21 protein-coding genes and 1 tRNA gene are annotated in these 22,680 nt (G+C 73.6%); 9 read left to right on the forward strand and 13 right to left on the reverse strand.

From position 1 onward, the window contains the following. Positions 1 to 74: 74 nt before the first annotated feature. A complete protein-coding gene (locus ACN261_RS11370) occupies positions 75 to 1,856 on the reverse strand; it encodes a metallophosphoesterase family protein (protein WP_425849917.1) in 1,782 nt (593 codons plus the stop codon). 111 nt (positions 1,857 to 1,967) lie between these two features. Here ACN261_RS11370 and ACN261_RS11375 point away from each other — a divergent pair. Continuing rightward, positions 1,968 to 2,041, forward strand: a tRNA-Thr gene (locus ACN261_RS11375). Positions 2,042 to 2,110: 69 nt separating this feature from the next. Here the strand turns inward: ACN261_RS11375 and ACN261_RS11380 are convergent. The 3 genes from ACN261_RS11380 to ACN261_RS11390 form a co-directional block, all read right to left on the reverse strand. Beyond that, entirely contained in the window at positions 2,111 to 2,545 is a 435-nt protein-coding gene (locus ACN261_RS11380; RefSeq protein ID WP_425849918.1) for a hypothetical protein, read from the reverse strand. Between the two features lie 235 nt (positions 2,546 to 2,780). Further along, positions 2,781 to 3,401, reverse strand: a complete 621-nt coding sequence (locus tag ACN261_RS11385; protein ID WP_425849921.1) for a hypothetical protein — start codon at positions 3,399 to 3,401, stop codon at positions 2,781 to 2,783. A gap of 134 nt (positions 3,402 to 3,535) precedes the next feature. Continuing rightward, the gene (locus ACN261_RS11390) at positions 3,536 to 4,114 is read right to left on the reverse strand and encodes a SigE family RNA polymerase sigma factor (RefSeq protein ID WP_421485144.1); all 579 of its coding nucleotides are present in this window, start codon (positions 4,112 to 4,114) and stop codon (positions 3,536 to 3,538) included. 221 nt (positions 4,115 to 4,335) lie between these two features. On the opposite strand from ACN261_RS11390, the gene ACN261_RS11395 reads away from it, so the two are divergent. Beyond that, complete coding sequence (locus tag ACN261_RS11395) at positions 4,336 to 4,488, forward strand: hypothetical protein (RefSeq protein ID WP_168222372.1); 153 nt, start codon at positions 4,336 to 4,338, stop codon at positions 4,486 to 4,488. A 72-nt stretch (positions 4,489 to 4,560) separates the two neighbouring features. Next, the gene (locus ACN261_RS11400; RefSeq protein WP_307826212.1) at positions 4,561 to 5,148 is read left to right on the forward strand and encodes an HAD family hydrolase; all 588 of its coding nucleotides are present in this window, start codon (positions 4,561 to 4,563) and stop codon (positions 5,146 to 5,148) included. A gap of 21 nt (positions 5,149 to 5,169) precedes the next feature. On the opposite strand, the gene ACN261_RS11405 is transcribed toward ACN261_RS11400, so the two are convergent. After that, positions 5,170 to 5,790, reverse strand: a complete 621-nt coding sequence (locus tag ACN261_RS11405; RefSeq protein ID WP_421485146.1) for a pyridoxamine 5'-phosphate oxidase family protein — start codon at positions 5,788 to 5,790, stop codon at positions 5,170 to 5,172. 147 nt (positions 5,791 to 5,937) lie between these two features. Between ACN261_RS11405 and ACN261_RS11410 the strand changes: the two genes are divergently transcribed. Genes ACN261_RS11410 through ACN261_RS11420 form a run of 3 tightly spaced genes read left to right on the forward strand, consistent with a single transcriptional unit; the run spans position 5,938 to position 8,114 of the window. Then, complete coding sequence (locus tag ACN261_RS11410) at positions 5,938 to 6,444, forward strand: DUF2231 domain-containing protein (protein WP_420118397.1); 507 nt, start codon at positions 5,938 to 5,940, stop codon at positions 6,442 to 6,444. Positions 6,445 to 6,494: 50 nt separating this feature from the next. Further along, positions 6,495 to 6,980: an Hsp20/alpha crystallin family protein gene (locus ACN261_RS11415; protein WP_421486981.1), complete on the forward strand. Its 486-nt coding sequence runs from the start codon at positions 6,495 to 6,497 to the stop codon at positions 6,978 to 6,980. 6 nt (positions 6,981 to 6,986) lie between these two features. Continuing rightward, entirely contained in the window at positions 6,987 to 8,114 is a 1,128-nt protein-coding gene (locus ACN261_RS11420; protein WP_421485147.1) for a glycosyltransferase family 9 protein, read from the forward strand. Between the two features lie 109 nt (positions 8,115 to 8,223). Here ACN261_RS11420 and ACN261_RS11425 read toward each other — a convergent pair whose 3' ends face one another. Next, a complete protein-coding gene (locus ACN261_RS11425; RefSeq protein WP_421485148.1) occupies positions 8,224 to 9,096 on the reverse strand; it encodes a glycosyltransferase family 2 protein in 873 nt (290 codons plus the stop codon). Next, positions 9,093 to 10,988, reverse strand: coding sequence for a D-glycero-beta-D-manno-heptose 1-phosphate adenylyltransferase (gene rfaE2 / locus ACN261_RS11430; protein WP_421485149.1), 1,896 nt, complete (start codon positions 10,986 to 10,988; stop codon positions 9,093 to 9,095). Before rfaE2 ends, ACN261_RS11425 begins: the two co-directional genes overlap by 4 nt. 122 nt (positions 10,989 to 11,110) lie before the next feature. Between rfaE2 and ACN261_RS11435 the strand changes: the two genes are divergently transcribed. Together ACN261_RS11435 and ACN261_RS11440 are read left to right on the forward strand one after the other, a co-directional pair. Then, entirely contained in the window at positions 11,111 to 11,659 is a 549-nt protein-coding gene (locus ACN261_RS11435; RefSeq protein ID WP_421485150.1) for a type 1 glutamine amidotransferase domain-containing protein, read from the forward strand. 110 nt (positions 11,660 to 11,769) lie between these two features. Beyond that, positions 11,770 to 13,443 carry an MDR family MFS transporter gene (locus ACN261_RS11440; protein WP_425849925.1) on the forward strand — a complete coding sequence of 558 codons (1,674 nt, stop codon included), beginning with the start codon at positions 11,770 to 11,772 and terminating at the stop codon, positions 13,441 to 13,443. A 187-nt stretch (positions 13,444 to 13,630) separates the two neighbouring features. Here the strand turns inward: ACN261_RS11440 and ACN261_RS11445 are convergent, their stop codons facing one another. Beyond that, the gene (locus ACN261_RS11445) at positions 13,631 to 14,122 is read right to left on the reverse strand and encodes an NUDIX domain-containing protein (RefSeq protein WP_145917586.1); all 492 of its coding nucleotides are present in this window, start codon (positions 14,120 to 14,122) and stop codon (positions 13,631 to 13,633) included. 84 nt (positions 14,123 to 14,206) lie between these two features. Between ACN261_RS11445 and ACN261_RS11450 the strand changes: the two genes are divergently transcribed. Continuing rightward, positions 14,207 to 15,856, forward strand: a complete 1,650-nt coding sequence (locus tag ACN261_RS11450) for a fatty acid--CoA ligase (RefSeq protein WP_425849929.1) — start codon at positions 14,207 to 14,209, stop codon at positions 15,854 to 15,856. A 202-nt stretch (positions 15,857 to 16,058) separates the two neighbouring features. Here the strand turns inward: ACN261_RS11450 and ACN261_RS11455 are convergent, their stop codons facing one another. Genes ACN261_RS11455 through ACN261_RS11475 form a run of 5 tightly spaced genes read right to left on the reverse strand, consistent with a single transcriptional unit; the run spans position 16,059 to position 22,677 of the window. Next, on the reverse strand, positions 16,059 to 17,072 hold the full coding sequence (locus tag ACN261_RS11455; protein WP_425849932.1) for an NADPH:quinone reductase: 1,014 nt from the start codon (positions 17,070 to 17,072) through the stop codon (positions 16,059 to 16,061). 9 nt (positions 17,073 to 17,081) lie between these two features. Next, positions 17,082 to 18,218 carry a glutathione-independent formaldehyde dehydrogenase gene (locus ACN261_RS11460; protein WP_421485154.1) on the reverse strand — a complete coding sequence of 379 codons (1,137 nt, stop codon included), beginning with the start codon at positions 18,216 to 18,218 and terminating at the stop codon, positions 17,082 to 17,084. 41 nt (positions 18,219 to 18,259) lie between these two features. Beyond that, a complete protein-coding gene (locus tag ACN261_RS11465; RefSeq protein WP_421485155.1) occupies positions 18,260 to 18,916 on the reverse strand; it encodes an HAD family hydrolase in 657 nt (218 codons plus the stop codon). A 44-nt stretch (positions 18,917 to 18,960) separates the two neighbouring features. Further along, entirely contained in the window at positions 18,961 to 20,745 is a 1,785-nt protein-coding gene (locus ACN261_RS11470; RefSeq protein WP_425849936.1) for an ABC transporter ATP-binding protein, read from the reverse strand. Between the two features lie 6 nt (positions 20,746 to 20,751). Continuing rightward, on the reverse strand, positions 20,752 to 22,677 hold the full coding sequence (locus ACN261_RS11475) for an ABC transporter ATP-binding protein (RefSeq protein ID WP_425849938.1): 1,926 nt from the start codon (positions 22,675 to 22,677) through the stop codon (positions 20,752 to 20,754). Positions 22,678 to 22,680 lie beyond the last annotated feature (3 nt).

Genomic DNA, 22,680 nt, shown 5'->3' on the forward strand with positions numbered 1-22,680 from the left:
GGCGGCGGTCGGTTGGTGGCGCGGGGTGGGCGGCGCGGTCCGTGCCGGGGTGCGGCCCGGGTGCGGCCGGGACGTCAGGTGAGGGTCACCGGGGGTTCGGCGAGGCGGGGGGTCAGTGGGGTGCGGGGGGTCAGCCAGGAGGCGGTCGGAGACTGGTCGGGGTTGAGCTGCCAGTCGTGGCAGACCCGGTCGACGGCGATCGGATAGACGGTCAGCGTGCCGTCCGGGTCGATCCGCATCCGCAGGAACGACTTCGAGTCCTCGATGCCCTGCCCGGCGAACAGTTCGTTGACGTTGACCCCGAAGGCCCCCGCCACCAGCAGATAAGCGGCCACCAGCTGGGTGGCGACCAGGCCGATCACCGGGCCGTAGACCACGGCGGCGGCGACCGCCGGCAGCGGCCACGGCCAGTGGTAGAACGGCAGGTGCAGCCACGCCCAGGTGCCGGCGACCCCGAGTGCCACGTGGGCCAGGCCGTGACCGATACCGAGCAGCCAGTGCCGGACGTGCCGTTTGCCGCCGGCGCTGGGCGGCTGGGCGAAGAAGGCCGCGCCGAGCAGCGTCACCCCCAACATGATCACCAACGGGACGCTGAACAGCCGCTGCTCGGTGCCGGTCCGGTTCGCCGCGACCCCGGCCATGGCGAGCATCAGCAGCGTGTGCAGGGTGCCGAGCAGGGTCCCGAAACCCGGGTTGCGCCGGGGCAGCCGGTGGAAGATCCCCCAGCCGTAGCGGCGGGAGCGGGCCGCGTCCGGAAACCGGGCCACCAGGTCGTACGCCCGGGTGCGGCTGGCGCGGCGGGACAGGGTGTCCTTCGGTGGCACCTCGATCCGCTCGGGCAGGGTGTGCGTCGGATACAGGTACGCGCCACCCCCACCGCAGGTGATCAACTGCCGTTCCGGGCCGGCGTACCGGGCGTAGTGGTGCAGGTCGCCGGAGAGCAGCAGCCGCACGTGCGCACCGGTGGGCGCGATGATCGTCCGGACGAAGTAGTCGATCGAGTCGTACGCGGTGGGATGGTCGACGGACTTCACCCAGGTCGGTGCCGGCACCGCCAGGATCACCCGGGACTCCGGGCCGAGCCGGCGGGCCACCTCGTCGAAGTACGACAACTGCGGGTCGTCCAGGTAGGACCCGGACTGGTCGTCCAGCCCCAGCAGCCACCACCCGGCCGGCAGTTCCACCGCGAAGTACGACCGGGACTGGCCCGTGCCCCAGCCGCCGAAGTTGCGGTCCCGGGAGCGGACGAACAGCCGCAGGAACGCGGTCAGCCCGTCGTACCAGTCGTGGTTGCCGGGCACGGCGAACAGCATCGGCCGCTGCGGCGGGGCCACCGGCAGCGCCGCCTGGTACGGCCCCTTGCACCGGTCCTCGTACGCCTCGTAGGCCGCCGACGGGTAGACCTGGTCGCCGCCCATCACCAGGGTCTGCGCCCGGGGCAGCCGGTGCCCGTCCACGGTCAGCTCCGGCTGGGCCAGCAGGTACGCGACCGAGTACGTGGCGTCGAAGCCGTCGCCCAGGTCGGCCACGTAATCCAGCCAGAGACCCCCGTCCGGGCCGACCTGCGTGCCGATCCTGGCGTCGAGCGCGTTCTGCAGCTCCCGCTTGTCCAGGTACGCCCCGAACAGCATCGCCAGCAGGGTACGGATGCCGGTGCTGATCAGCAGGAACGGCGCCAGCCAGGGGACCGGTTTGCGGGGCGTGAAACCCAGCTCCACCGGATCGGTGCCGCGTGGCCTGCGGACGGCCCGCTCACCAGGGGCGTGCTCGGCGTCCGGGTCCGTTCCGGGGCCGAGCGGATCGGCGGGACGTCCGGGGGCGGCGGGGCGCTCGGGGGTGGCGGGGTCGTCGCTCACCCGGGCAGCCTAGCCGTCCCGCCCGACACGGATGTCCCTTGATGTCCGGGTCCTCCGGCGGGGAACCCCCTCGGTCGCGCCGGGGGTCGTACCGTACACTTGACGATCGTTGCCGCCTTAGCTCAGTCGGCTAGAGCGACGCACTCGTAATGCGTAGGTCGACGGTTCGATTCCGTCAGGCGGCTCGGTAGCCGAAAGGCCCCGTGACCAGGCGAAATGCCACGGTCGCGGGGCCTTTTGCGGTGCCGCCGAGATCAGCTCACCCGGCCGCTGCGTGGCGACAGCCAGCTTCGCCCGGCCGCAGCGTGTCGGCGGCGATCGGGGGCCGGCGCAGGACGGCCAGGTTCGCGTGGTGCACCAGGACCGACTGCCCGGCCGGGTCCGGGCGGGGCCCGGGTGGCGTCAGCAGGGCGGTGAGTCGCGCCAACCCGGCCGACTGCGCACCGGTCTGACGGGCGAGGTCGGCGCGCAGCGAGTCCTGTCCGGCCAGGATCGCCCAGATCAGGAACTCCCTGACGTCGGTCGCGAGTTGGAGATACAGCGTGCGGTGCCGCCTGCGCCCCGCCGACCGCTGCCGGCCCCGCCGCCAGGATCACGCCGCCGAGCAGGCTGTCCAGAAGGGTCAGCGCCTTCGAGTCGTGCCGGCCGAGGAGACGCAGCGCGCCCTGGTAGGTGAGAGCGGGAACCATCCCCGAACTCCAGGCGGCTGCACTGATCGTGCCCGTCACCCCGGGCGGCCACGGTTGATCCAGGGGCGAACGGGGAGAGCCGTCTGCTACGTCTCTTTCATCGACGCCCGGTGCCCGGTGGCGGAAGGTGGCCGGGACGAGACCCGAGAAGAACCTGCCGCCGGAGCGGGTGCGGTGCCAGCGCTCCGGCCGCCCCGGCGAATCGCCGACGCGGCCGTTGCGGGAGGGGTGGGCTTCAGTTGCCGCGGGTCTTGGGGTTCTCGGTCTGTGCGGCGTACCTTTTCTCGGCCTTGCCGACCGCCTCGGCAGTGAGGTTGATGCCACCGGCGACCTTGATCATCTGTTCCTTGGTCAGGCCGGTACTGGCGTCGAACTGGACGGTGAGGTAGACCCTGGGCGACTGGACGACGTAGATCTGGGTGGCCTCGACGATGGTTCCCTCGCTCGGGGTCCCCTCGTCGGTGTGGACGACACGCAGCGCGGCTGCCCTGCCGCCGATCGTGAACTGTTCGTCGCCGGTGGGGTCGACCGTGTAGTCCTTGTTCTGCAGATAGACGCCGATCTTGTCGGTGTACACCGCGGGGTCCGACAGGTGCGGCTTGGTCGGGTCGAAGGTCTTCGCCCTCTCCGGGGCGAGGAGCAGGTGGTCTTCGTTCTGGCTCTGGACGAAGAAGCCCTGCGGCACGGTGTCGATGGTGAACAGGTGGGGCTGTTCGCCCGTGTAACTGACCAACTGGACACCTGCGGTCGTGGCCGTGGCGAGACCGGCGTCGTGCGCCGTGGCCGGTGCGGCGGGACCGTGGGCCGTCCCGCCGGACAGCGACAGGGCGGCCACGACCGCCGCGACGGCGAACATGGAGCCGGCGCCGCTCTGCGCGATCCGGCGACGCCGTACGGCCCGACGTCCGCGAGCCAGGTCGCCCTGAATGACGGTGGTCGGCGTCTCGTCGGCCGGGCCGGCGAGGCGCTGCAAACGGCTGTGAAGATCCATCATCTGGCAAACCTCTGTTCGGGAAGGATGGTGTACGGCACAGGTGGAACATCAGGCACCCCGGCTGGCTGCAGCGCTGTCCGCAGCTTGTCCAGGGCCCGGGCGGTCTGACTCTTGACCGTTCCGGTCGAGCAGCCCAGCGCCGCCGCTGTCTCGGCGACGTCCAGCTCGTGGAAGAACCGCAGGATGACCGTGGCCCGCATCCGCCGTGGCAACTCGCCCAACGCGCGCGACAGCTGCGGATCCAGGTCGGCTGGCGCATGCCCCACGGCGGCGTGTTCCGGCAGCCGCTCCGTCGGCCGCTCGAATCGCCACCACGAGCGGCGGCGTTCGTTCAGGAACGCGTTCACCAGCACCCGGCGCAGGTAGCCGTCCGGGTTGTCCGCCCGGCAGTACGCCGACCAGGACACGTACAGCTTGGTCAGTGCCGTCTGCACGATGTCCTCGGCCAGGTGCGGATCATTGGCCGTCAGCAGCCGCGCGGTCTGCAGCATCCACGGACGCCGGCCGGCCACGAACTCGGGGAACTTCTGGTCGCGCTCGGATGTGCCCGAGCTGCTGTCCTGTCTCACACCCACCTGACCCCTCCGTTCGGCTCAGGGTTGCACGGGGCCCGAACCTGTCGGTGGTGGTCGGCGCGGTCCCCACGTGCCGTCGGACTCCGGGCGGCCCGGGTCGCCGGTTCCGCGGCCCGCAGGGCCGCCGGTCACCATCGCAACGGGACCGGTCGATGCCCGTTGTCCGGTACGGCTAAGGTCAGCAGTCGGCTACCGTACGCATACGAGGATGGGACCCCTCGATGAGATGTGCCTTCTGTGGCCGGTGGTGGCCGCTGCCCTGGGCGTGCGGCCGGTGCCGGCGTGACCGTCGCCGGATGCGCCGCGACTACCTGCGCCGCGCCGCCCCGCAGGACGCGCTGCGCGACCTGACCCGCACCGACCCGGACCGCTGACCGGCCACCACGCCGCCCGGCGGCAGCCGGCGCGGGCGAAGGGGCAGGTCCCGCCGTGGCTATCCTGGGCGCGTGCTGCCCCTGCCGCCCGGCGACTTCCGGGCCTACCTGTTCGACTGCGACGGCACCATCGTCGACTCCATGCCGGTGCACCACCTGGCCTGGCGGGCGGCGCTCGACGAGTGGGGCTGCGACCTGCCGGAGGACCTGTTCTACGCCTGGGGTGGCCGGCCGGTGGCCGACATCGTCGTCGACCTCAACGCGCGGCACGGGCTGGCGATGCCTGTCGACGTGGTGGCCCGTCGCCGGGAGGACGCCTACCAGAGCTTCCTGCCGCAGCTCACCGCCGTGCCGGGCGTGCTGGCGCACATCGAACGGGCACACCGGCAGGTGCCGTTCGCCGTGGTGTCCGGCAGCACCCGGGAGTCGGTGACCGCCTCGCTGACCGCGCTCGGCCTGCTTGACCGGTTCGACGTGCTGGTCTGCGCGGAGGACTACGCGCGGGCCAAGCCGGACCCGGAGTGCTACCTGATGGCGGCGCGGCTGCTCGACGTACCGCCGGAGCAGTGCCTGGTGTTCGAGGACACCGACCTGGGGGTCGCGGCGGCGACGGCGGCGGGCATGGCCTCGGTCCGGGTCCCGCCACCCTGGCAACGCTGAATCCCCACCGGCCGTGGGCCGTCACCCCCGGTAGAGCTTCTCCGCGTACGTCGGGCCGTAGTAGTGCTCCAGGTCGGCCAGGCTCTCGGTCGGCGTCTCCACCTCCTTGACCAGCCGGGCCCGCGACGGCAGCGCGTCCGGCTGCCAGGTTTCCGGCTGCCACAGCGCGGAGCGGAGGAACGCCTTCGCGCAGTGGTAGAAGATCTGCTCGACGGCCACCTCGACGGCGAGCACCGGCCGGTGCCCCTGGACCAGCATGTCGTCGAAGTAGGGCGCGTCGCGCACCAGCTTCGCCCGACCGTTGATCCGCAGGGTGTCCGTCCGGCCCGGGATCAGGAAGATCAGCCCGACGTGCGGGTTGTCGAGGATGTTGCGGTAGCCGTCGGCCCGCCGGTTGCCCGGCCGCTCCGGGACGGCGATCGTCCGGTCGTCGAGCACCAGCGCGAAGCCGGCCGGGTCGCCCTTGGGCGAGACGTCGCAGCTGCCGTCCGCGCCGGCCGTGGCTACCAGGCAGAACGGCGACGCAGCCAGCCACTGCCGGTCCCGCTCGTGCAGCACGGTGCGTTCCTTGGCCGCCGCGCGGGGCATCGGTGCCCCCAGCAGCGCGCGTAACTCCTCGTGCGAGGTGATCTCTGCCGTCACGTCCGCCTCCCCCGTCCGTTGGTCCCGGTGGCGGACGGTGGCACACCGGCCGCCGTCCGTCAGCCTAGGCGGGCGTGGCGAGCGGGTCCGCCCCGGACGGCGGGTACCGGCTCCACCCGCCCGCGACGACGCAGGGGAAGGGCCGCCATGGAGAGCCGACTGAAGGTGCTCGGGCACCCGGTGCACCCGATGCTGGTGATGTTCCCGGTGGCGCTGCTGGTCACCGGCACCCTCTTCGACATCGTGGACACGGTCGGCGGGCCCGACTTCCTCGCCGAGGTGGCGTACTGGAACATCACCGTCGGCCTGGTCGGTGGCCTGCTGGCCGCGGGGGCCGGCACGTTCGACCTGCTGGCCATCCCGGCCGGCACCCGGGCCAAGCGGGTGGCGCTCACCCACGCGGCGGCGAACGTCGCGGTGATCCTGCTCTTCGCCGCCGTCTGGGCGGTCCGGTTGAACGCCGAATCCCGGGCGGCCGGCGGCGCGCTGATCGCCATCGAGGTGGTCGGCCTGGCCATCCTCGGCGTCAGCGCCTGGCTCGGCGGGGAACTGGTCGACCGGTTGGGGGTGGGTGTCGACTCCGACGCCGGCCTGGACGCCCCCAGCTCGCTGCGGCCCGCCGCGACCGGCCGACCGGTGGGGGAGGTGCGGTGAGCGAGCAGCCGGGCCGGGGCTGGCGCAGCCGCCAGCAGGGCTGGGACCCGATGGGCGAGCTCCAGGCGTTACGCGCCGAGCTGAGCCGGCTGGTCGGCGGCCGGGGTGCGTCGCCCGACGTCGAGCTGACCGAGGTCGCCGACGGTTGGCAGGTGGTCGTCCGGCTGCCCGGGGTGGCGCCGGAGGAGGTCGCCGTCGAACTCGACGACCGGGAACTCTGCGTCCGGGCCCGTTCCGAGGCCGAGGTCAACGCCGACCAGGGCATCCCCGGCGGGTTCGAGACCCGGGGCTTCGAATACCGGGTGGACCTGCCGTCCCGGGTCGACCCCGACGCCATCGACGCGGTGATGGACCACGGCCTGCTCCGGGTCCACCTGCCCCGGGCGGCCCGGCCCGCGCCGCGCACCATCACCGTCGGCCGCGCCGGCTACCCGCCCGGCCCCACCCGCACCGGTACGCCCACCGGCGTGGACCCGGCGGCGGACCGGGAGCTGCACCACCCGGGTGCCGCCGTCGACCCGCTCGACCGGCCGTAGGCCCCGGTGGCCAGCCCCGCCCTGGGGGGCCCGCTGGGGGAGCGGGTGCCCGACGTGGCCCGGATCGCCGTGCTGCGGGCCAACGCGCTCGGCGACCTCGTCTTCCTGCTGCCCGCCCTGGACTCGCTGCGGGCCGCGTACCCGGCGGCGGAGATCGTGCTGTTCGGCGCGCCGTGGCACGCGGCGTTCTGGCGGGACCGGCCCGGCCCGGTCGACCGGGTGCTGGTCGTGCCGCCGGCCCCCGGCATCCGCGAGCCCGGCCCCGACGAACCGCCCGGGTCGCTCGACGACTTCCTGGCCGACGCCGCCCGGGAGGGCTACGACCTGGCGTTGCAGGTGCACGGCGGCGGGGCCAACTCGAATCCGGTGATGAGCCGGTTGGGGGCCCGGGTCACCGCCGGGTTGCGCGCCGAGGACGCCCCACCGCTGGACCGCTGGCTGCGTTACGTCTACTACCAGCCCGAGGTGACCCGCTACCTGGAGGTGGTGGGTCTGGTCGGGGCGGAGGCGGTCACCGTCGTACCGACGCTTACGGTGACCGACGCGGACCGGGCGCAGGCGCTCGCGGTGCTGGGCGAGCCGGACCGGCCCCGGGTGGCGCTGCACCCGGGGGCGACCGACACCCGGCGGCGCTGGCCGGCGCGGCGGTTCGCCGAGGTGGCCCGGGTGCTGCACGACGACGGGTACGAGGTGCTGGTCACCGGCACCCCCGCCGAGCGGGCGGTGGTGGACGAGGTGGTCGCGGCGGCCGGGGTGCCGGTCCGTCCCCAGGTCGGCACGCTCAGCCTCGGCGGGTTGGCCGCCGCGTACGCCGGATGCGGGCTGGTGGTCTCCAACGACACCGGCCCGCTGCACCTGGCCGGCGCGGTGGGGGCCCCGACGGTGGGCGTCTACTGGGTCGGCAACATGATCAACGGGGCGACGCCGTTGCGCGCCCGGCACCGCCCGATCGCCGCCTGGACGACACGCTGCCCGGTCTGCGGGGTCGACTGCACGCCCGGGATCTATCCGCACCGGCCCGGCGACGGCAACTGCCCCCACCGGGACTCGTTCGTCGCCGACGTGCCGGTGGCCGAGGTGCTCGAAGCCGCCGCCGACCTGCTCCGCCCCGGACCGGGCAGCGCCGCCGGCTGACGGCCTCAGCCCGGTGGTCACGCCGGTCCACGGCCCCGGCCGGGGCGGGTCGGTCGACGGCCCCGGACCGGGGCGAGCCCGGCGGGTCGGCGGCCGGAACCGGCAGGGCTCAGGCCGGCTGCGGGGTGTCGGCGGCGACGACCTCCCACGCCTCGACGTCACGGTCGGTCACGGTGGTCGGTGACTCCAGGTGGTACGCGCCGCTGGGCAGCACACCCGCGCCGCCGTACCGGGCCAGCACCGCGAGCTGGGCGGCGACGTCCTCGCCCTGGTGGTTCGCCGGCACCCGCCGCCAGAACTCGAAGCCGCCCGCGTCGACCAGCGCCGCCCGGTCGTAGAGCACGCAACCGCCGATCCAGGAGACCTTGTACGCCCGCCACGCCCCCGCCGGCAGGCCCAGCTTCTGCTGGACGTGCAGCAGGTTCGCGGCCGGGTGGATGGCGGCCCGCTGCCACTGCGGGGTGTCGGGGCGGACCCGTTCCGGCACCACCGGCCCGTCCCACTCCTCGTAGTGCCGGTGCGTCTCGGGGCGGACGTCGTCGGCGTACGACAGGCCGTGCACCGCGTTGCCGACGAACCCGCAGCCCAGCTCCCCGATCGCGGTGACCAGCCGGTCCAGGGTGCCCGGTTCGAGCCAGACGTCGTCGTCGAGGCAGAGCACGTACCGGGCCACCGACCGGTCCAGCAGGTACGCCCGGTGTTCGGCCAGCCCGCGCCGGGGCAGCCGCCGGGTGAGCAGCACCGGGTGCCCCCGGTGGCGCAACGCCCGGACCATGGTGGCCGCCGCCGGGTGCGCGTACGCCGGGTCGTGGTCGGACTGGTCGCTGACCACCACCCCGAAGTCGGGGACCTCGACCTGGGCGGCCAGCCCGGCCAGGGTGACCGCCAGTTCGGCCGGCCGGTTGCGGGTGGGGATCAGCACGTCGAGCCGACGGGGTCGGCGGAACTCCCCGGTCGAGCCGAGGTCGAGCGGTCGGTTCACGTGGTCCTGCCCAGGTGTTCGGCGGTCGGGGTCGGGGTGGCCGGGGTCGACGCCGGGCCGGGTGTGGTCGGCGGATCGACGCCGGACGGCACCGTGCCGGGCCGGTCGGCGGCGGTGGCCCGGCCGGTGGTCGGGACGACGGCGGCCTGGGCGCGGATCCGGTCGATGATCGCCGAGGTGGACCGGTCCGGCACGTAGCCGAGGGTGCGCACCTGACCGCCGAGGCGGCGCACCAGCGGTGCTTCCGGGACCATCTCCGGCGGGTAGTCGCCGCCCTTGACGTACACGTCGGGGCGGACCGCCTCGATCAGGCCGGCCGGCGAGTCCTCCTCGAAGACCACCACGTGGTCCACGCAGGACAGCGCGGCGAGCAGGGCGATCCGGTCCTCCACCGGGTTGACCGGCCGGTCGGCCCCCTTGAGCCGGCGGACGCTGGAGTCGGAGTTGACCGCCACCACCAGCAGGTCGCCCAGCGCGCGGGCCTGTTCCAGGTAACGCACGTGCCCCGGGTGCAGCACGTCGAAGCAGCCGTTGGTGAACACCACGGACCGGCCGGCCCGCCGGTGGTCGGCGACGATCGCGTCCAGCTCCCCGGTGCCGACCAGCGTCGGATGGGTGCCGCCGCCGGACGTGCCGCCGAGCGCGTCGAGCAGGTCCTCCCGGCGGCACACGCAGGTGCCGGTGTCGGAGACGGTGATGGTGGCGGCGAGCTGGGCCAGTTGGGCGGCGGTCGGCAGCGGCGCCCCGGCGGCCAGCGCGAGGGTCATCGCCGCCAGGTACGCGTCGCCCGCGCCGACGGCGTGACTGGCCGGGACGGGGGTGCTGTGGCTGCGCCGGGGCGCACCGTCCGGGCCGCCGACGATGGCGCCCTCGGTGTCCAGGGTCACCGCGACCACGTCCGCGCCGGTGTGCGCCCGCAGCTCGGCCAGCCGCGCCTGCGCCAGCCCGGCCCGGTCGACCCCCTCGCCGACGGTGGCGTTGACGGTCACCCCGGCCCCGGTCACGCTCAGCCCGTCCCCGGTCATCGCGACCCGCCCCTCGCCCGGGGTCGGCTCCCCGGTCGGGCCGGTGGCCCGGCCGACGCCGCCCGGGGCGGTGCCCACGACCAGCTCCGACGGCCCGTCCGCCGGGTCGTTGGGCGGGTGGTCCAGGTGCAGGCCGGTGCCGCCGGTACGGGCCGGGGCGGGCGGCGCGCCGAAGCCGGCTGCGGCGCGGGCCAGCAGCCGGGTCGCCTCGGCGAAACTGGGGGTGACCACCGTCGGGTTCAGCCCCCGCCAGTCGGCGAGGTCGTGGGCGTCCAGTGCGACGGTGGCGTACCGGTGCCGGTGGGCGACCAGCCAGGCGCGGACCGGGGCGGGCAGCGCACCGAGGCCGTAGTCGCAGACCACCAGCGTGGGCGCGGCCCCGTCGGCCACCGCCCGCAGCTCCTCGGTGGCGCAGCTCAGGGCGGTGAGCAGCCGGCCGACCCCGTCGTCGTCGAGCGGGTCGTCCGGGTCGCCGGAGTCCTCGCGGAGCAGGATCTGGTTGCCGGCGAGCATCCGGCGTTTCACCGGCGTCGGCCGGTGCGGTTCGCTGACCGTACGGTCCCAGACGCCGGCCCGGTCCAGGCAGTCGTGCAGTTCGTCGCCGGCCACGTCCGCGCCGACCGGGGCGACGAGCAGGGCCCGCCCGCCGAGGGTGGCGATGTTGACCGCCGTGTTCGCGGCCCCACCGGCGGCGGTGATCCGTCGGCGCAGGGTGAGGATCGGCGCGGGGGCCTCCCGGCACAGCCGCTCCGACTCGGCGAAGCGCCACTCGTCGAGCATGGCGTCACCGACGACGAGGACGGCGCGTTCCCGCCAGCTCGCCACGACGGTGGCGAGCCGGCGCTGTTCCGCTGCTGCTCCTGCCATGCCCACCGGGGTCCCCCGCCCCGACCAGGCCAAACCCTCCGCCGCGACCGGCGACCGGGGTCACGTTTCGGGCCCTACGCCCCGGGAACCGACCAGAGGTATCCGGAGAGGGGAAAACCGACATGGCAGCCACGACATTGCAGGGCAAGCGGATCGCGTTCCTCGCCACCGACGGCGTGGAGGAGGTCGAGTACGTGCAGCCGCGTGAGGCGGTCGAGAAGGCGGGCGCGACCGCCGAGCTGGTGTCGCTCAAGCCCGGCACCATCCAGGCCTTCAACCACCTGGACCAGGGCGGGACGTACGACGTGGCGGTGACGGCGGCCGACGCGGACGCCGACGGCTACGACGCGCTGGTGCTGCCCGGTGGGGTGGCCAACCCGGACTTCCTGCGCACCGACCCGGACGCGGTCCGGTTCGTGCAGGCGTTCTTCACCGCCGGGAAGCCGGTCGGGGTGATCTGCCACGGCCCGTGGACCCTGGTCGAGGCGGGTGTGGTGGCGGGCCGCCGGATCACCAGCTGGCCGAGCCTGCGTACCGACCTGACCAACGCCGGCGCGACCTGGGTCGACGAGCAGGTGGTGACCGACGGCAACCTGGTCAGCAGCCGCAAGCCCGACGACCTGCCGGCGTTCTGCGCCACGATCGTCGACCGGTTCGCCGCCGGCGACTGAGTCGTACCACGACGGGCACGCGGGGTCCGCCCGCGTGCCCGCCGGTGGGTCCGGGGGCAGGTTTCCCCGGCCCGCAGGCATGTTCGCGGGGGAGCGGGAAAGAAGGCGGGATGACCGCCCAGACCCACGGCCAGCCGGTGCTCCAGGCCCGCCAGCTCCGCCTGTTGATGTTCGGTCTGATGACCGGCATGCTGCTGGCCGCGCTGGACCAGACCATCGTCGGTACGGCGTTGCCCACCATCGTCGGGGAGCTGGGCGGGATCGACCACTACTCGTGGGTGGTGACCGCCTACCTGCTCGCCTCGACCGCCTCCACCCCGCTCTACGGCAAGATGGCCGACCTGTACGGCCGCCGCCCGGTCTTCCTCTTCTCGATCGGCACGTTCCTGCTCGGCTCGCTGCTGGCCGGCCTGTCGCAGGACATGACCCAGCTGATCGTGACCCGGGGCGTACAGGGCATCGGCGCGGGTGGCCTGATGACGTTGGCGTTCACCATCATCTCGGACGTGGTGTCGCCCCGGGAGCGTGGCCGCTACCAGGGGCTGTTCGGGGCGGTCTTCGGCGTCTCCTCGGTGGCCGGGCCGCTGGTCGGCGGCTACTTCGCCGAGACGAGCTGGCGGTGGATCTTCTATCTGAACGTGCCGCTGGCGCTGCTGGCGATCGTGGTCTGCTACCACGTGCTGCGGTTGATCCCGTTCGAGCGGCGGGAGCACACCGTGGACTGGCTGGGCGCGGCGCTGCTGGTCGCCGGGGTGAGCGCGTTGCTGCTGGCGCTGAGCTGGGGCGGCAACTCGTACGCCTGGGGTTCGCCGACGATCGTCGGGCTGTTCGTGGCGGGCGCGGTGCTCGGGGTGGCGTTCGTGCTCCAGGAGGCCCGGGTCGGCGAGCCGATCCTGCCGCTCGGGCTGTTCCGTTCGGCGACGTTCGCGCTGGCCAACTCGGCCGGTTTCGTGCTCGGTCTGGTGATGTTCGGGTCGATCATCTTCATCCCGCTCTACCTGCAGATCGTCAAGGGCGCCTCGCCCACCCGTAGTGGCCTGCTGATGCTGCCGATGATGGCCGGCATCATCGTCACCTCGATCGTGAGCGGCCGGGCGATGAGCCGGATCGGCAGGTACAAGTGGTTCCCGGTGGCCGGCTCGGTGGTGCTGGTCGCCGGCATGCTGCTGTTCACCCGGCTCCAGGTGGACAGCTCGCTCTGGGCGGCGTTCGGCTACATGGTGGTCATCGGCGTCGGGCTGGGCCTGTGCATGCAGTCGCTCATCCTCGGCGTGCAGAACGCGGTGGACGTCCGGAACCTCGGCGCGGCGACCTCCTCGGCGACGTTCTTCCGGTCGCTGGGCGGCTCGTTCGGGGTGGCCATCCTGGGCGCGGTGCTCTCCTCCCGGCTCGCCGGTGGCCTGGCCGACCGGCTGCCCGGCGCGATCGCCCAGCTCCCGCCCGAGCAGCGGGCGGCGGTGGCGGGCAGCGGCACGAACATCTCGATCAACGACCCGGCGACGATCCTGGTCCTGCCCGGCCCGGTCCGGGCGGCCATCCAGGCATCCTTCGTCGACGCGCTGCACCTGGTGTTCCTGACCACCGGCCTGATCGCGCTGCTCGCCGTGCTGGTCACCCTGGCCCTGCCGAACGACCAGCTCCGGGGTGCCGGCCCGGAGGGCGCGACCGGTGGCACCGACCCGCTCGGTGGAACGGCCCCCGCCCCCGGCGGCAAGCCCCTGACCCGGGAGTCCAAGGAGGAAGCCGCCGCCGACCTCAACGCCAAATCCCAAACCATGCTCTGACCCGGTCCCGCCCGGCCCGGCTCGACCCCATTCCGCCCGCTCTCTCCCGCTCTGTCCCGCTCCGGCCCACCCCGGCTCGCTCCGGTGATCAAGAGGTTTGCGTCAGAAATCGCGCCGAGGCTGACGCAAACCTCTTGATCACCGGGGAGGCGGGGGAAGTGGGGGAAGGGGGAGGGGGTAGCGGGGGCTACTTCAGGATGAGGCGGTTGGTCTGGGTGAAGACGTCGAGGTCGGCGAGGGTTTCCGGGACCGAGAGGGAGAGCGGGGCCGGGAACTCGTGCGGGTGCAGGAAGGCCGCGTCGGTCGTCTCGTCGGTGACCCGGGCCAGCTCGCCGTCCCACTCGTCGACCCGGAACGCGGTGGTGAAGATCTGGTAGGTGTGGCCGTACATGTTGGTGTGGGTGCGGTCCGGGCCGGTGTAGAGGGCGAAGGCGCTGACCCGCAGGGCGCGCAGGCCGGTCTCCTCGCGCACCTCCCGCACCGCGCAGTCGGCGATCGACTCGCCGAGTTCCATCGCGCCCGCCGGCAGCGCCCACTGGCCGTTGTCGGAGCGCCGGATCAGCAGCACCCGGCCGTCGTCGTCGCGCACCACGGCCCGGGCGCCGACGAACATCAGCGTCCGGTCACCGGCCAGGGCGCGTAGTTGTCCCACGTACGAGTCGGCCCAGGAGATACTCACCCGGACAATCTACGCAGCATTCCGGGGACGGTTCGACGTTCCGGGGGTTCCCAACGTGTGACCGGCGACACTAGCTTGTCACCCATGCGTAGCACGATGATGGACGCCCCGCTGCAGGTCGCCCGGATCCTCGAACACGGTGTCACCGTGCACGGCACGGCCGAGGTGGTCACCTGGACGGGGGCCGAGCCGCGCCGGATGTCGTACGCCGAGGTGGGACGGACGGCGGCCCGGCTGGCCCACGCGCTGCGCGACGAGTGCGGGGTGACCGGCGACGAGCGGGTCGCCACCTTCATGTGGAACAACACCGAGCACCTGGTGGCGTACTTCGCCGTGCCGAGCATGGGCGCGGTGCTGCACACCCTGAACATCCGGCTCTTCCCCGACCAGGTCGCCTACATCGCCAACCACGCGCAGGACCGGGTGGTGCTCGTCGACTCGACGTTGATCCCGCTGCTGGCCCGGGTGCTCGGCGAACTGACCACGGTGCGGCACGTCGTGGTGGTCGGCGGGGGCGACCCCGGGCCGCTGCGGGCGGTCGCCGGTGACCGGGTCACCTTCCACCACTGGGACGAGCTGCTGGCCGGTCGGCCCGAGCACTACGACTGGCCCGAGGTCGACGAGCGGGACGCCGCCGCGCTCTGCTACACCTCCGGCACCACCGGCCACCCCAAGGGTGTCGCCTACTCGCACCGGTCGATCTACCTGCACTCGTTGCAGGTGTGCCTGCCGGAGGGGTTCGGGCTCGGGCCGGGCGACCGGGAGCTGGCCATCGTGCCGATGTTCCACGCGATGTCCTGGGGGCTGCCGTACGCGGCGTTCCTCTCCGGCGCGTCACTGATCATGCCGGACCGGTTCCTCCAGGCCGCGCCGATCGCCGAGATGATCGCCGCCGAGCGGCCCACCCTGGCCGGCGCGGTGCCGACCATCTGGAACGACCTGCTGGCCCACCTGGACGCCAACGACGTGGACACCTCGTCGCTCAAGGAGGTGATCGTCGGCGGCTCGGCGTGCCCGCCCGCGCTGATGCACGCGTTCGCCGAACGGCACGGCATCGAGGTGATCCACGCCTGGGGGATGACCGAGATGTCCCCGCTGGGGTCGGTGTCCCGGGCACCGGCCGGGGTGACCGGCGACGACGCCTGGCGGTACCGCTACACGCAGGGGCGGGTGCCGGCCGGGGTGGCGGCCCGGATCGTCGGCCCGCTGGGCGAGCCGCTGCCCGCCGACGGGACGTCCGTGGGGGAGCTGGAGGTTCGCGGGCCGTGGGTGACCGCCAGGTACGTCGGCGACGACGCCCCCGATCCGGAGAAGTTCCGCGACGGCTGGCTGCGTACGGGTGACGTCGGCACGCTCTCGCCGGACGGGTTCATCACCCTCACCGACCGGGCCAAGGACGTGATCAAGTCCGGTGGGGAGTGGATCTCCTCGGTGGAGCTGGAGAACGCGTTGATGGCCCATCCGGACGTGCAGGAGGCCTGCGTGGTGGGGGTGCCCGACCAGCGGTGGGGTGAGCGTCCACTGGCCACCGTGGTGGTCCGCGAGGGCGCGTCGACCAGTGTGGAGCAGCTCCGTGCGTTCCTCGCCGGTTCGGTGGCACACTGGCAGCTACCGGAGCGCTGGGCGGTCATCGACGTGGTGCCGAAGACCAGCGTCGGCAAGTTCGACAAGAAGGTGGTGCGTTCGCGGTACGCCGCCGGCGACCTGGAGGTACGGGAGCTGGCGGGGCCGTAACACTTTTCGGCGATCCGTCGCCGATGGGGTAGGGACGTCACTCCTGAAACATCCCTCCCCAGGGGCGGCCCCGGCGTTCGCACCGCGCCGGGGCCGCCCTTCCTTGCGGGGTGACCCGCCATGTCATTGTTGCGAGAATTACTCGCGTCTGTCCGGGCGATTGCGAAATGTCCTCAGATTCACCGGTCGGCGGTGTCCGGATCTACTGTCCGGCGGTGTCCAGCAGCACCTTGCCCACCACCGCGTCCTCCACCGCCCGGTGCGCGTCGGCGGCCTGCGCCAAGCCGAAACGGTGCAGCGGCAGGCCCGCCTCCGCGCCCACCCGTACCGCCCCCTGGGCGACCGCCGCCGCCACGTCGGTCACCGCCTGCGCCTTGGCCGCCTTCGGTGCCGTGTAGACCAGCACGAACTGCCAGCGGGCGTTCGGGGCCATCAACGGCCGGATCGGCAGGGTCACCTCGCCGCCACCGTCGTCGGCGTAGACGCAGACCGCCCCGCCGGCCCGCAGCACCTGCACGTCGGTGGCCGCGTTCCGGGCGGCGGAGACCTCGACGATGGTGTGCACCCCGTCGGGGGCTACCTTGCGGACCTCGTCGGCCACGTCCTGTTCCCGGTAGTCGATGACGAAGGACGCCCCGGCCGCCGCCGCCAACTGCGCCTTCTCCGGACTGCTGACCGTCGCGATGACGCAGGCGTCGGCCCAGCGGGCCAACTGGATCGCCGCGTTGCCCACCGCACCCGCCCCGCCCTGCACCAGCACCACGTGGTCGCTGAGCGCCCCGGCGTGCAGGGTGTCCGGCATGTACTCCCCGGCGGTCAGGCAGCGGTGCGCGGTGAGGAACGGGATGCCCAGGCACGCGCCGAGGTCGAAGGAGGCGTCCCCGAGCGGCACCACCTGCCGGACCGGCACCACCGTGTACTCGGCGGCCGTACCCCAGGGGCGCTGCCAGGCGGCCTCCCAGACCCACACCCGTTCCCCGGTCAGACCCTGGTCGACCCCCGCGCCGACCGACTCCACCACGCCCGCCCCGTCCTGCCCCGGGGTCTGCCAGCCGACCGGTAGCGGCTGCTGTCGCCGGCTCTTCCAGTCGGTCGGGTTCACCCCGGCCACCGCCAGCCGGACCAGCACCTCCCCCGGACCCGGCTCGGGCACCGGCCGGTCGACCAACTGGAGCACCGACGGGTCACCGGTGCGTTCGTACACGATCGTCTGCATGCCGTCTCCTCAGGCCGCCGGTTTGAGCACCACCTTCGAGTAGCCCTCCTCGCGGCGGTCGAAACGTCGGTACGCGTCCGGCGCGGCGTCCAACGGCAGCTCCTTGCTCACCACGAAGCTCGGGGTGGCCCGCCCCGCCATGATCAGATTCCGCAGGTACTCGTTGTAGGTCTTCACGTTGGCCTGCCCGGTGCCCATCCGCAGGCCCTTCTCGAAGAGCTTGCCCACCTTGAACAGCAGCTCACCCCTGCCGGAGTGCTCGTCCGGCGCACCCGGGTCGTTGGCCAGGTAGAGGCCGACCACGCCGATCGCGCCGGTCGCCCGGACCACCTCGACCAGGCTGTTCAGCACCGCCGCCGGCTGCTCCGCGCCACCCTCTCCGGTGGCCTGGTAGCCGACCGCGTCCACCCCGTGGTCGGTGCCCACCCCGTCGGTCCGGTCGAGGATCTGGGCGACCGGGTCCCCGGCCGAGAAGTCGATCGGGGTCGCCCCGATCGACTCGGCCAGCCGCAGCCGGTCCGGCACCCGGTCCACCAGGAACACCTCGGCGGCACCCATCAGGACCGCCGAGTACGCGGCCATCAGCCCGACCGGCCCGCCACCCATCACGGTGATCCGCTCGCCGGGCCGCAGCCCGGTCATCGCCACCCCGTGGTAGCCGGTGGGGAAGATGTCGGCGAGCATCGCGTAGTCGTTCTCGTGCTCGGTGCCGGGCGGCAGCTTCAGGCAGTTGAAGTCGGCGAACGGCACCCGCAGGTACTCCGCCTGCCCACCCCGGTACGGCCCCATCGCCACGTAGCCGTACGCGCCACCGGCGAAGCCGGGGTTGACGGTGAGACAGAAGCCGGTCTTCTGCTCCCGGCAGTTGCGGCAGAACCCGCACGCCACGTTGAACGGCATCGACACCCGGTCGCCGACCCTGATCCCGCGTACCCCGGTGCCGGCCTCGACCACCGTGCCCATGTTCTCGTGGCCGAAGACGATGCCCGGCTCGGCGAGCGTGCGTCCCTCGTACATGTGCAGGTCCGAGCCGCAGATCGCGGTCGTGGTGATCTGCACGACGACGTCGTCGGGGTGCTCGATGCGCGGGTCCTCGACCTGTTCGACCGTCACCTCGTGCGGCCCCTGGTAAACCACAGCTCTCATGGGTCCGACGCTAGGCGGCCCGGCCGGGTCGCGGAGGCGGTTCAGCCGAGCCGGTCCACCACCTCGGGGGTGAGGTCGTGCACCGAGGAGAGCACCGTCGCGGCCAGCTCCGCCGCGTCCGGGTCCAACGGGTACGACCCGTGCGGCACCGCGATGACCCGCATCCCGGCGGCGGCGGCCGAGCGGACCCCGTTGGAGGAGTCCTCCACGGCGGCACACCGGGCCGGGTCGACCCCGAGCCGCTCGGCGACGGCCAGGTACACGTCGGGCGCGGGCTTGCCCCGGGCGGTCCGCTCGGTCGACAGGGTCACCCGGAACTCGGCGGTGAGGTCCGCGGCGGTCAGCGCCGCCGCGATCAGCCGGGTCGGCGAGGAACTGGCCAGCCCCAGCGGCCAGCGCGCGGCCAGCCGGCGCACCACCAGGTCGGCGTCGTCGATCAGCGGTACGCGCACCGCGTACCGCCGGGCCATCTCCTCGACCACGTCCACGGCGACCTGCTCGGCGCTGCGGTCGACGCCCAGCTCACCGCTGAGGTACTCGGCCCACTCGCCGGTGCTCATCCCCATCAGCCGCCGCTGGGTGTCGGGCTGCCAGGTGCCGCCCCGCGCCGCCACGTACGCCCGGCGCACCTCCTCCCAGACCGGCTCCGAGTCCACGATCACGCCGTCCAGGTCGAACACCACCGCATCCACCGTCACCCCGCCATCCTCCCCGACGCCACCGCCCCGTTCCGACGCCACCCTCAGCGGTAGGCCGCGGCCTGGGTGCCGTAGAGGGTGGCGTACACGCCGTCGAGGCGGATCAGCTCGTCGTGGGTGCCCACCTCGCGTACCCCGCCGTCGCCGATCACGATGATCAGGTCGGCGGTGCGGACCGTCGAGAAGCGGTGCGACACGAAAACCGTCACCCCGCCGCTGTCGGCGGCGACCCGGGCCGCCCCGTCGGCGTACCTGGCGAACAACCGGTGCTCGGCCTCGGCGTCCAGCGCCGACGCCGGCTCGTCCAGCACCATCAGCAGCGGGGCGTCGCGCATCATCGCCCGGCCGAGCGCCAACTGCTGCCACTGCCCGCCGGAGGCGTCCACCCCGCCGTCGGCGTGACTGCGCCCCAGCCGGGTGTCCAGCCCGTACGGCAGCTTGTCGGCGACCTCGCTGTGCGCGCGGGCCAGGCCGGTGCGGACCGCGTCGTCGTCGGTGGCCCGGGGCAGGTCCCCGATGCCGACCGCCAGCCGGGCGGTCAGCTCCGGCCGTGCGTAGTCCTGGAACGCGGCGGTGGTCCGCGCCCGCCAGGCGGCCAGGTCGAGATGCCGCAGGTCGACCCCGTCGACCAGGATCGCGCCCCGGTCGGGTTCGTAGAACCGGTTGAGCAGCTTGACCAGCGTGGTCTTGCCCGCGCCGTTCTCGCCCACGACCGCCACGGTGCTGCCGGCGGGCAGCAGCAGGTCGACGTCGCGCAGCACCGGGGTGGCCGCGCCCGGGTAGGTGAAGCTCACCTGCCGCAGCCGGATGCCCTCCAGCAGGCGCGCGGGTGGGAGCAGGGGCGTGGCGGGCGCGTCGGGCGGGGTGACCGGCTGCGGCACCAGCTCGCGCACCTCGTCCAGGCGGCGCAGGGACCGGCCGCTGCGCGCCAACTGCTGGGTGATCGTCACGGCGGCGGCGACCTGGTGGTTGAGCTGCGAGGCGAGCATGATCGCCAACACCACGTCGCCGACGTCCGCCCGGCCGCGTACGGCGTCGCGGACCACCAGGACCAGGGCGGCGACGTAGCCGAGGGCGAACACGGCCTGCCCGGCGGCGCGCCACAGGCCGGCGGCCAGCTCGCCGCGCCACAGCCGGGCGGTGGCGCGCTGCCAGTGCGTGGCGTAGCGCTGCTGGAGGTGACCCACCAGGCCCAACAGGCGCAGCTCCTTGGCCGAGGCCGCCGTGGTGGTCAGCTCGAACAGGTGCCGGGCCTGCCGGGTGTCGACGACGCTGTCCGCACGGGCCCGGTCGGCGGCGGCCTCGGCCCGGCGACCGGCCAGCACCGGCAGCGCGGCCAGCAGCGGCAGCAGCACCAGCGCCGGATGGGTCAGGGTGAGCAGCACGGTGGTCAGCAGCAGGCCGACCGCCAGCGACCCCCCGGTCAGCAGCGCCTGGAGGCCCTCCCCGATGCGTTGCAGCTCGTCCTGGGCCAACGCCATCCGGTCGGCGTGCTCGGGCCGCTCGTGGTGGTCGAGGTACGGGGTGCCGTTGCTGATCTCGATGAGCTGCTCGTCGGTGCTGAGCACGTTGAGCTCGGACACCTCGAAGTACCCGATGTGGGCGAAGTGCGCGCAGGTCAGCGCCGCGATCGCGGCCACCGCGACGGCCAGCCCGGCCCAGGCCGCCGCCCCGGCCCGGCCGGCCGCCGCCGCGTTGGTGAGGTGTTTGAGCGCCACCGCGCTCGCCGGCACCGCCACCGCGTTGCCCAGCATCAACGCCAGCGCCACGGCCATCTTGCGCCGGTCCTGCCGCCACGACAGCCGCAGCAGCCCGGTGATCGCCCGCATCATCGCTCAGCCCACCCGCTGCGCCAGCGGACCGGCGCCCTCGTCGGTTTCCCGGTCGTCCCCGCCGGTGTCCCGCTCGGCCTCGTCGTCGGCGAACCGCTCCGCCTGGAGGGTGAACATCGCCGCGTACCGGCCGCCCGCCGCCATCAGCTCGTCGTGGCTGCCCTGCTCGACGACCCGCCCCCCGTCGAGCAGGACGATCCGGTCGGCCAGCCGCACGCTGGACAGCCGGTGCGAGATGAGCACCGTCGTGCGGCCCCGGGTCAGCTCGGCGAACCTGGCGAAGAACTCGGCCTCGGCCCGCACGTCCAGCGCCGCCGTGGGCTCGTCCAACACCAGCACCGTGCTCCCGTGGTAGAGCGCGAACAGGGCCCGGGCGATGGCGATGCGCTGCCACTGCCCGCCGGACAGGTCGACCCCGCCGTCGTACGCGCGCGACAGCAGCGTGTCCAGGCCGTCCGGCAGCGCGTCGAGGGTGTCGAGCAGCCCGGCCGCCTCCGCCGCGCGGCGGATCCCGGCCCGGTCGTCGAGATGTTCCACCGCGCCGAACCCGATGTTGGCCGCCACCGACAGCTCGTAGCGGACGAAGTCCTGGAACACCACGGCGATCCGCCGCTGCCAGTCCCGGGCCGGCAGGTCGGCGAGGTCGACGCCGTCGGCGCGCACCGCACCGGCATCCGGCGAGTAGAGCCGGGCCAGCAGTTTCACCAGGGTCGTCTTGCCCGCGCCGTTCACCCCGACCAGGGCGGTGCAGCGTCCGGCGGGGATGTGCAGGTCCAGGCCGTCGACCACAGGCGTGGCCCCACCCGGGTAGCCGAAGCGCACCCCGGTGAAGTCGATGGCCGGGGCGACGGTGGCGGGCGGCCCGGCACCGCCCCGGTCGGCGGGTTCCGGGTAGCGTGCCATGGCCTGCTCGAACGCGGTGATGGCGGTCTCGGCGTTCATGCCGTACTGGGTCTGGGTGTCGGAGTCCGGGTAGAACTCGCCCAGCCGGATCAGGGCCAGCACCGCCTGCAACACCAGTGCCAGCGCGGCCAGGTCGTACGCCCCGTCGGCGGCGCGGACCCCCGCCAGCGCCAGCACCGCCGCGACGCCGACCAACCCCACCGCCGTGTACGCCAGGTAGGGCCGCAGGTAGATCCGGCGGCGCTCGGCCCACACGGGGGCCAGGGCCCGGCGGTAGACCTGCCGGTAGCGCTCGGTCAGCCAGCCGGTGAGCCCGAAGACGCGCAGCTCCTTGGCGGCGGACGGACCCATCGCCAGCCCCCGCAGGTAGCGGCTCTCCCGGCGCAGGGCCGCCACGTCCCGGATGACCCGGGCGTAACGGCGCAACCCGCCGCGCTGGCCGTGCCGGAACAGCAGCACCACCGCCAGCATGACCAGCGCCGCCCACGGCCCCAGCACCACCGCCACCACCACCGTGAACCCGGCGACCTGGGTGTACGGCCCGACGAGGGCGATCAGCCCGGCGTACGCCGCACCCGGGGTGCGGAACGCGAACCGCAGCTCGTGCCCGGCCTCCCCCAGCTCGTCCAGCACCGCCGGGTCCTCCAGCGGGGTGATCTCCCGGGTCGACAGCGACGCCTGGATGAGCCGTCGGTACATGTGCCCGTCGACGCGGCGGCTGAGCTGCTCGGCGACGGCCTTCTGCGCCGCCTCCGCGAGTTGCGCCGCGATCAGCGCCGCCCCGGCGACGGCCAGCGGCCACCACACCCCGGACGGTCGGGCGGTGCCGTGCAGCACCGGGCCGATCCGGCCGACGGTGGTGCTGACGGCGATCGCGAAGACCACCGGCAGCACCCCCCGGGACACGCTGAGCGCCAGCGCGACGGCACTCCACCCGGCACCGGCGGCGGGCCACTGCCGGGCGATGCGCAGCCGGGCGGCGGCGGCCGCACGCCACTGCCCGACGCCGGAGGGAGAGGCGGTCATCGC

Source organism: Micromonospora sp. WMMD723 (assembly GCF_049863385.1).
GTDB lineage: Bacteria > Actinomycetota > Actinomycetes > Mycobacteriales > Micromonosporaceae > Micromonospora > Micromonospora wenchangensis.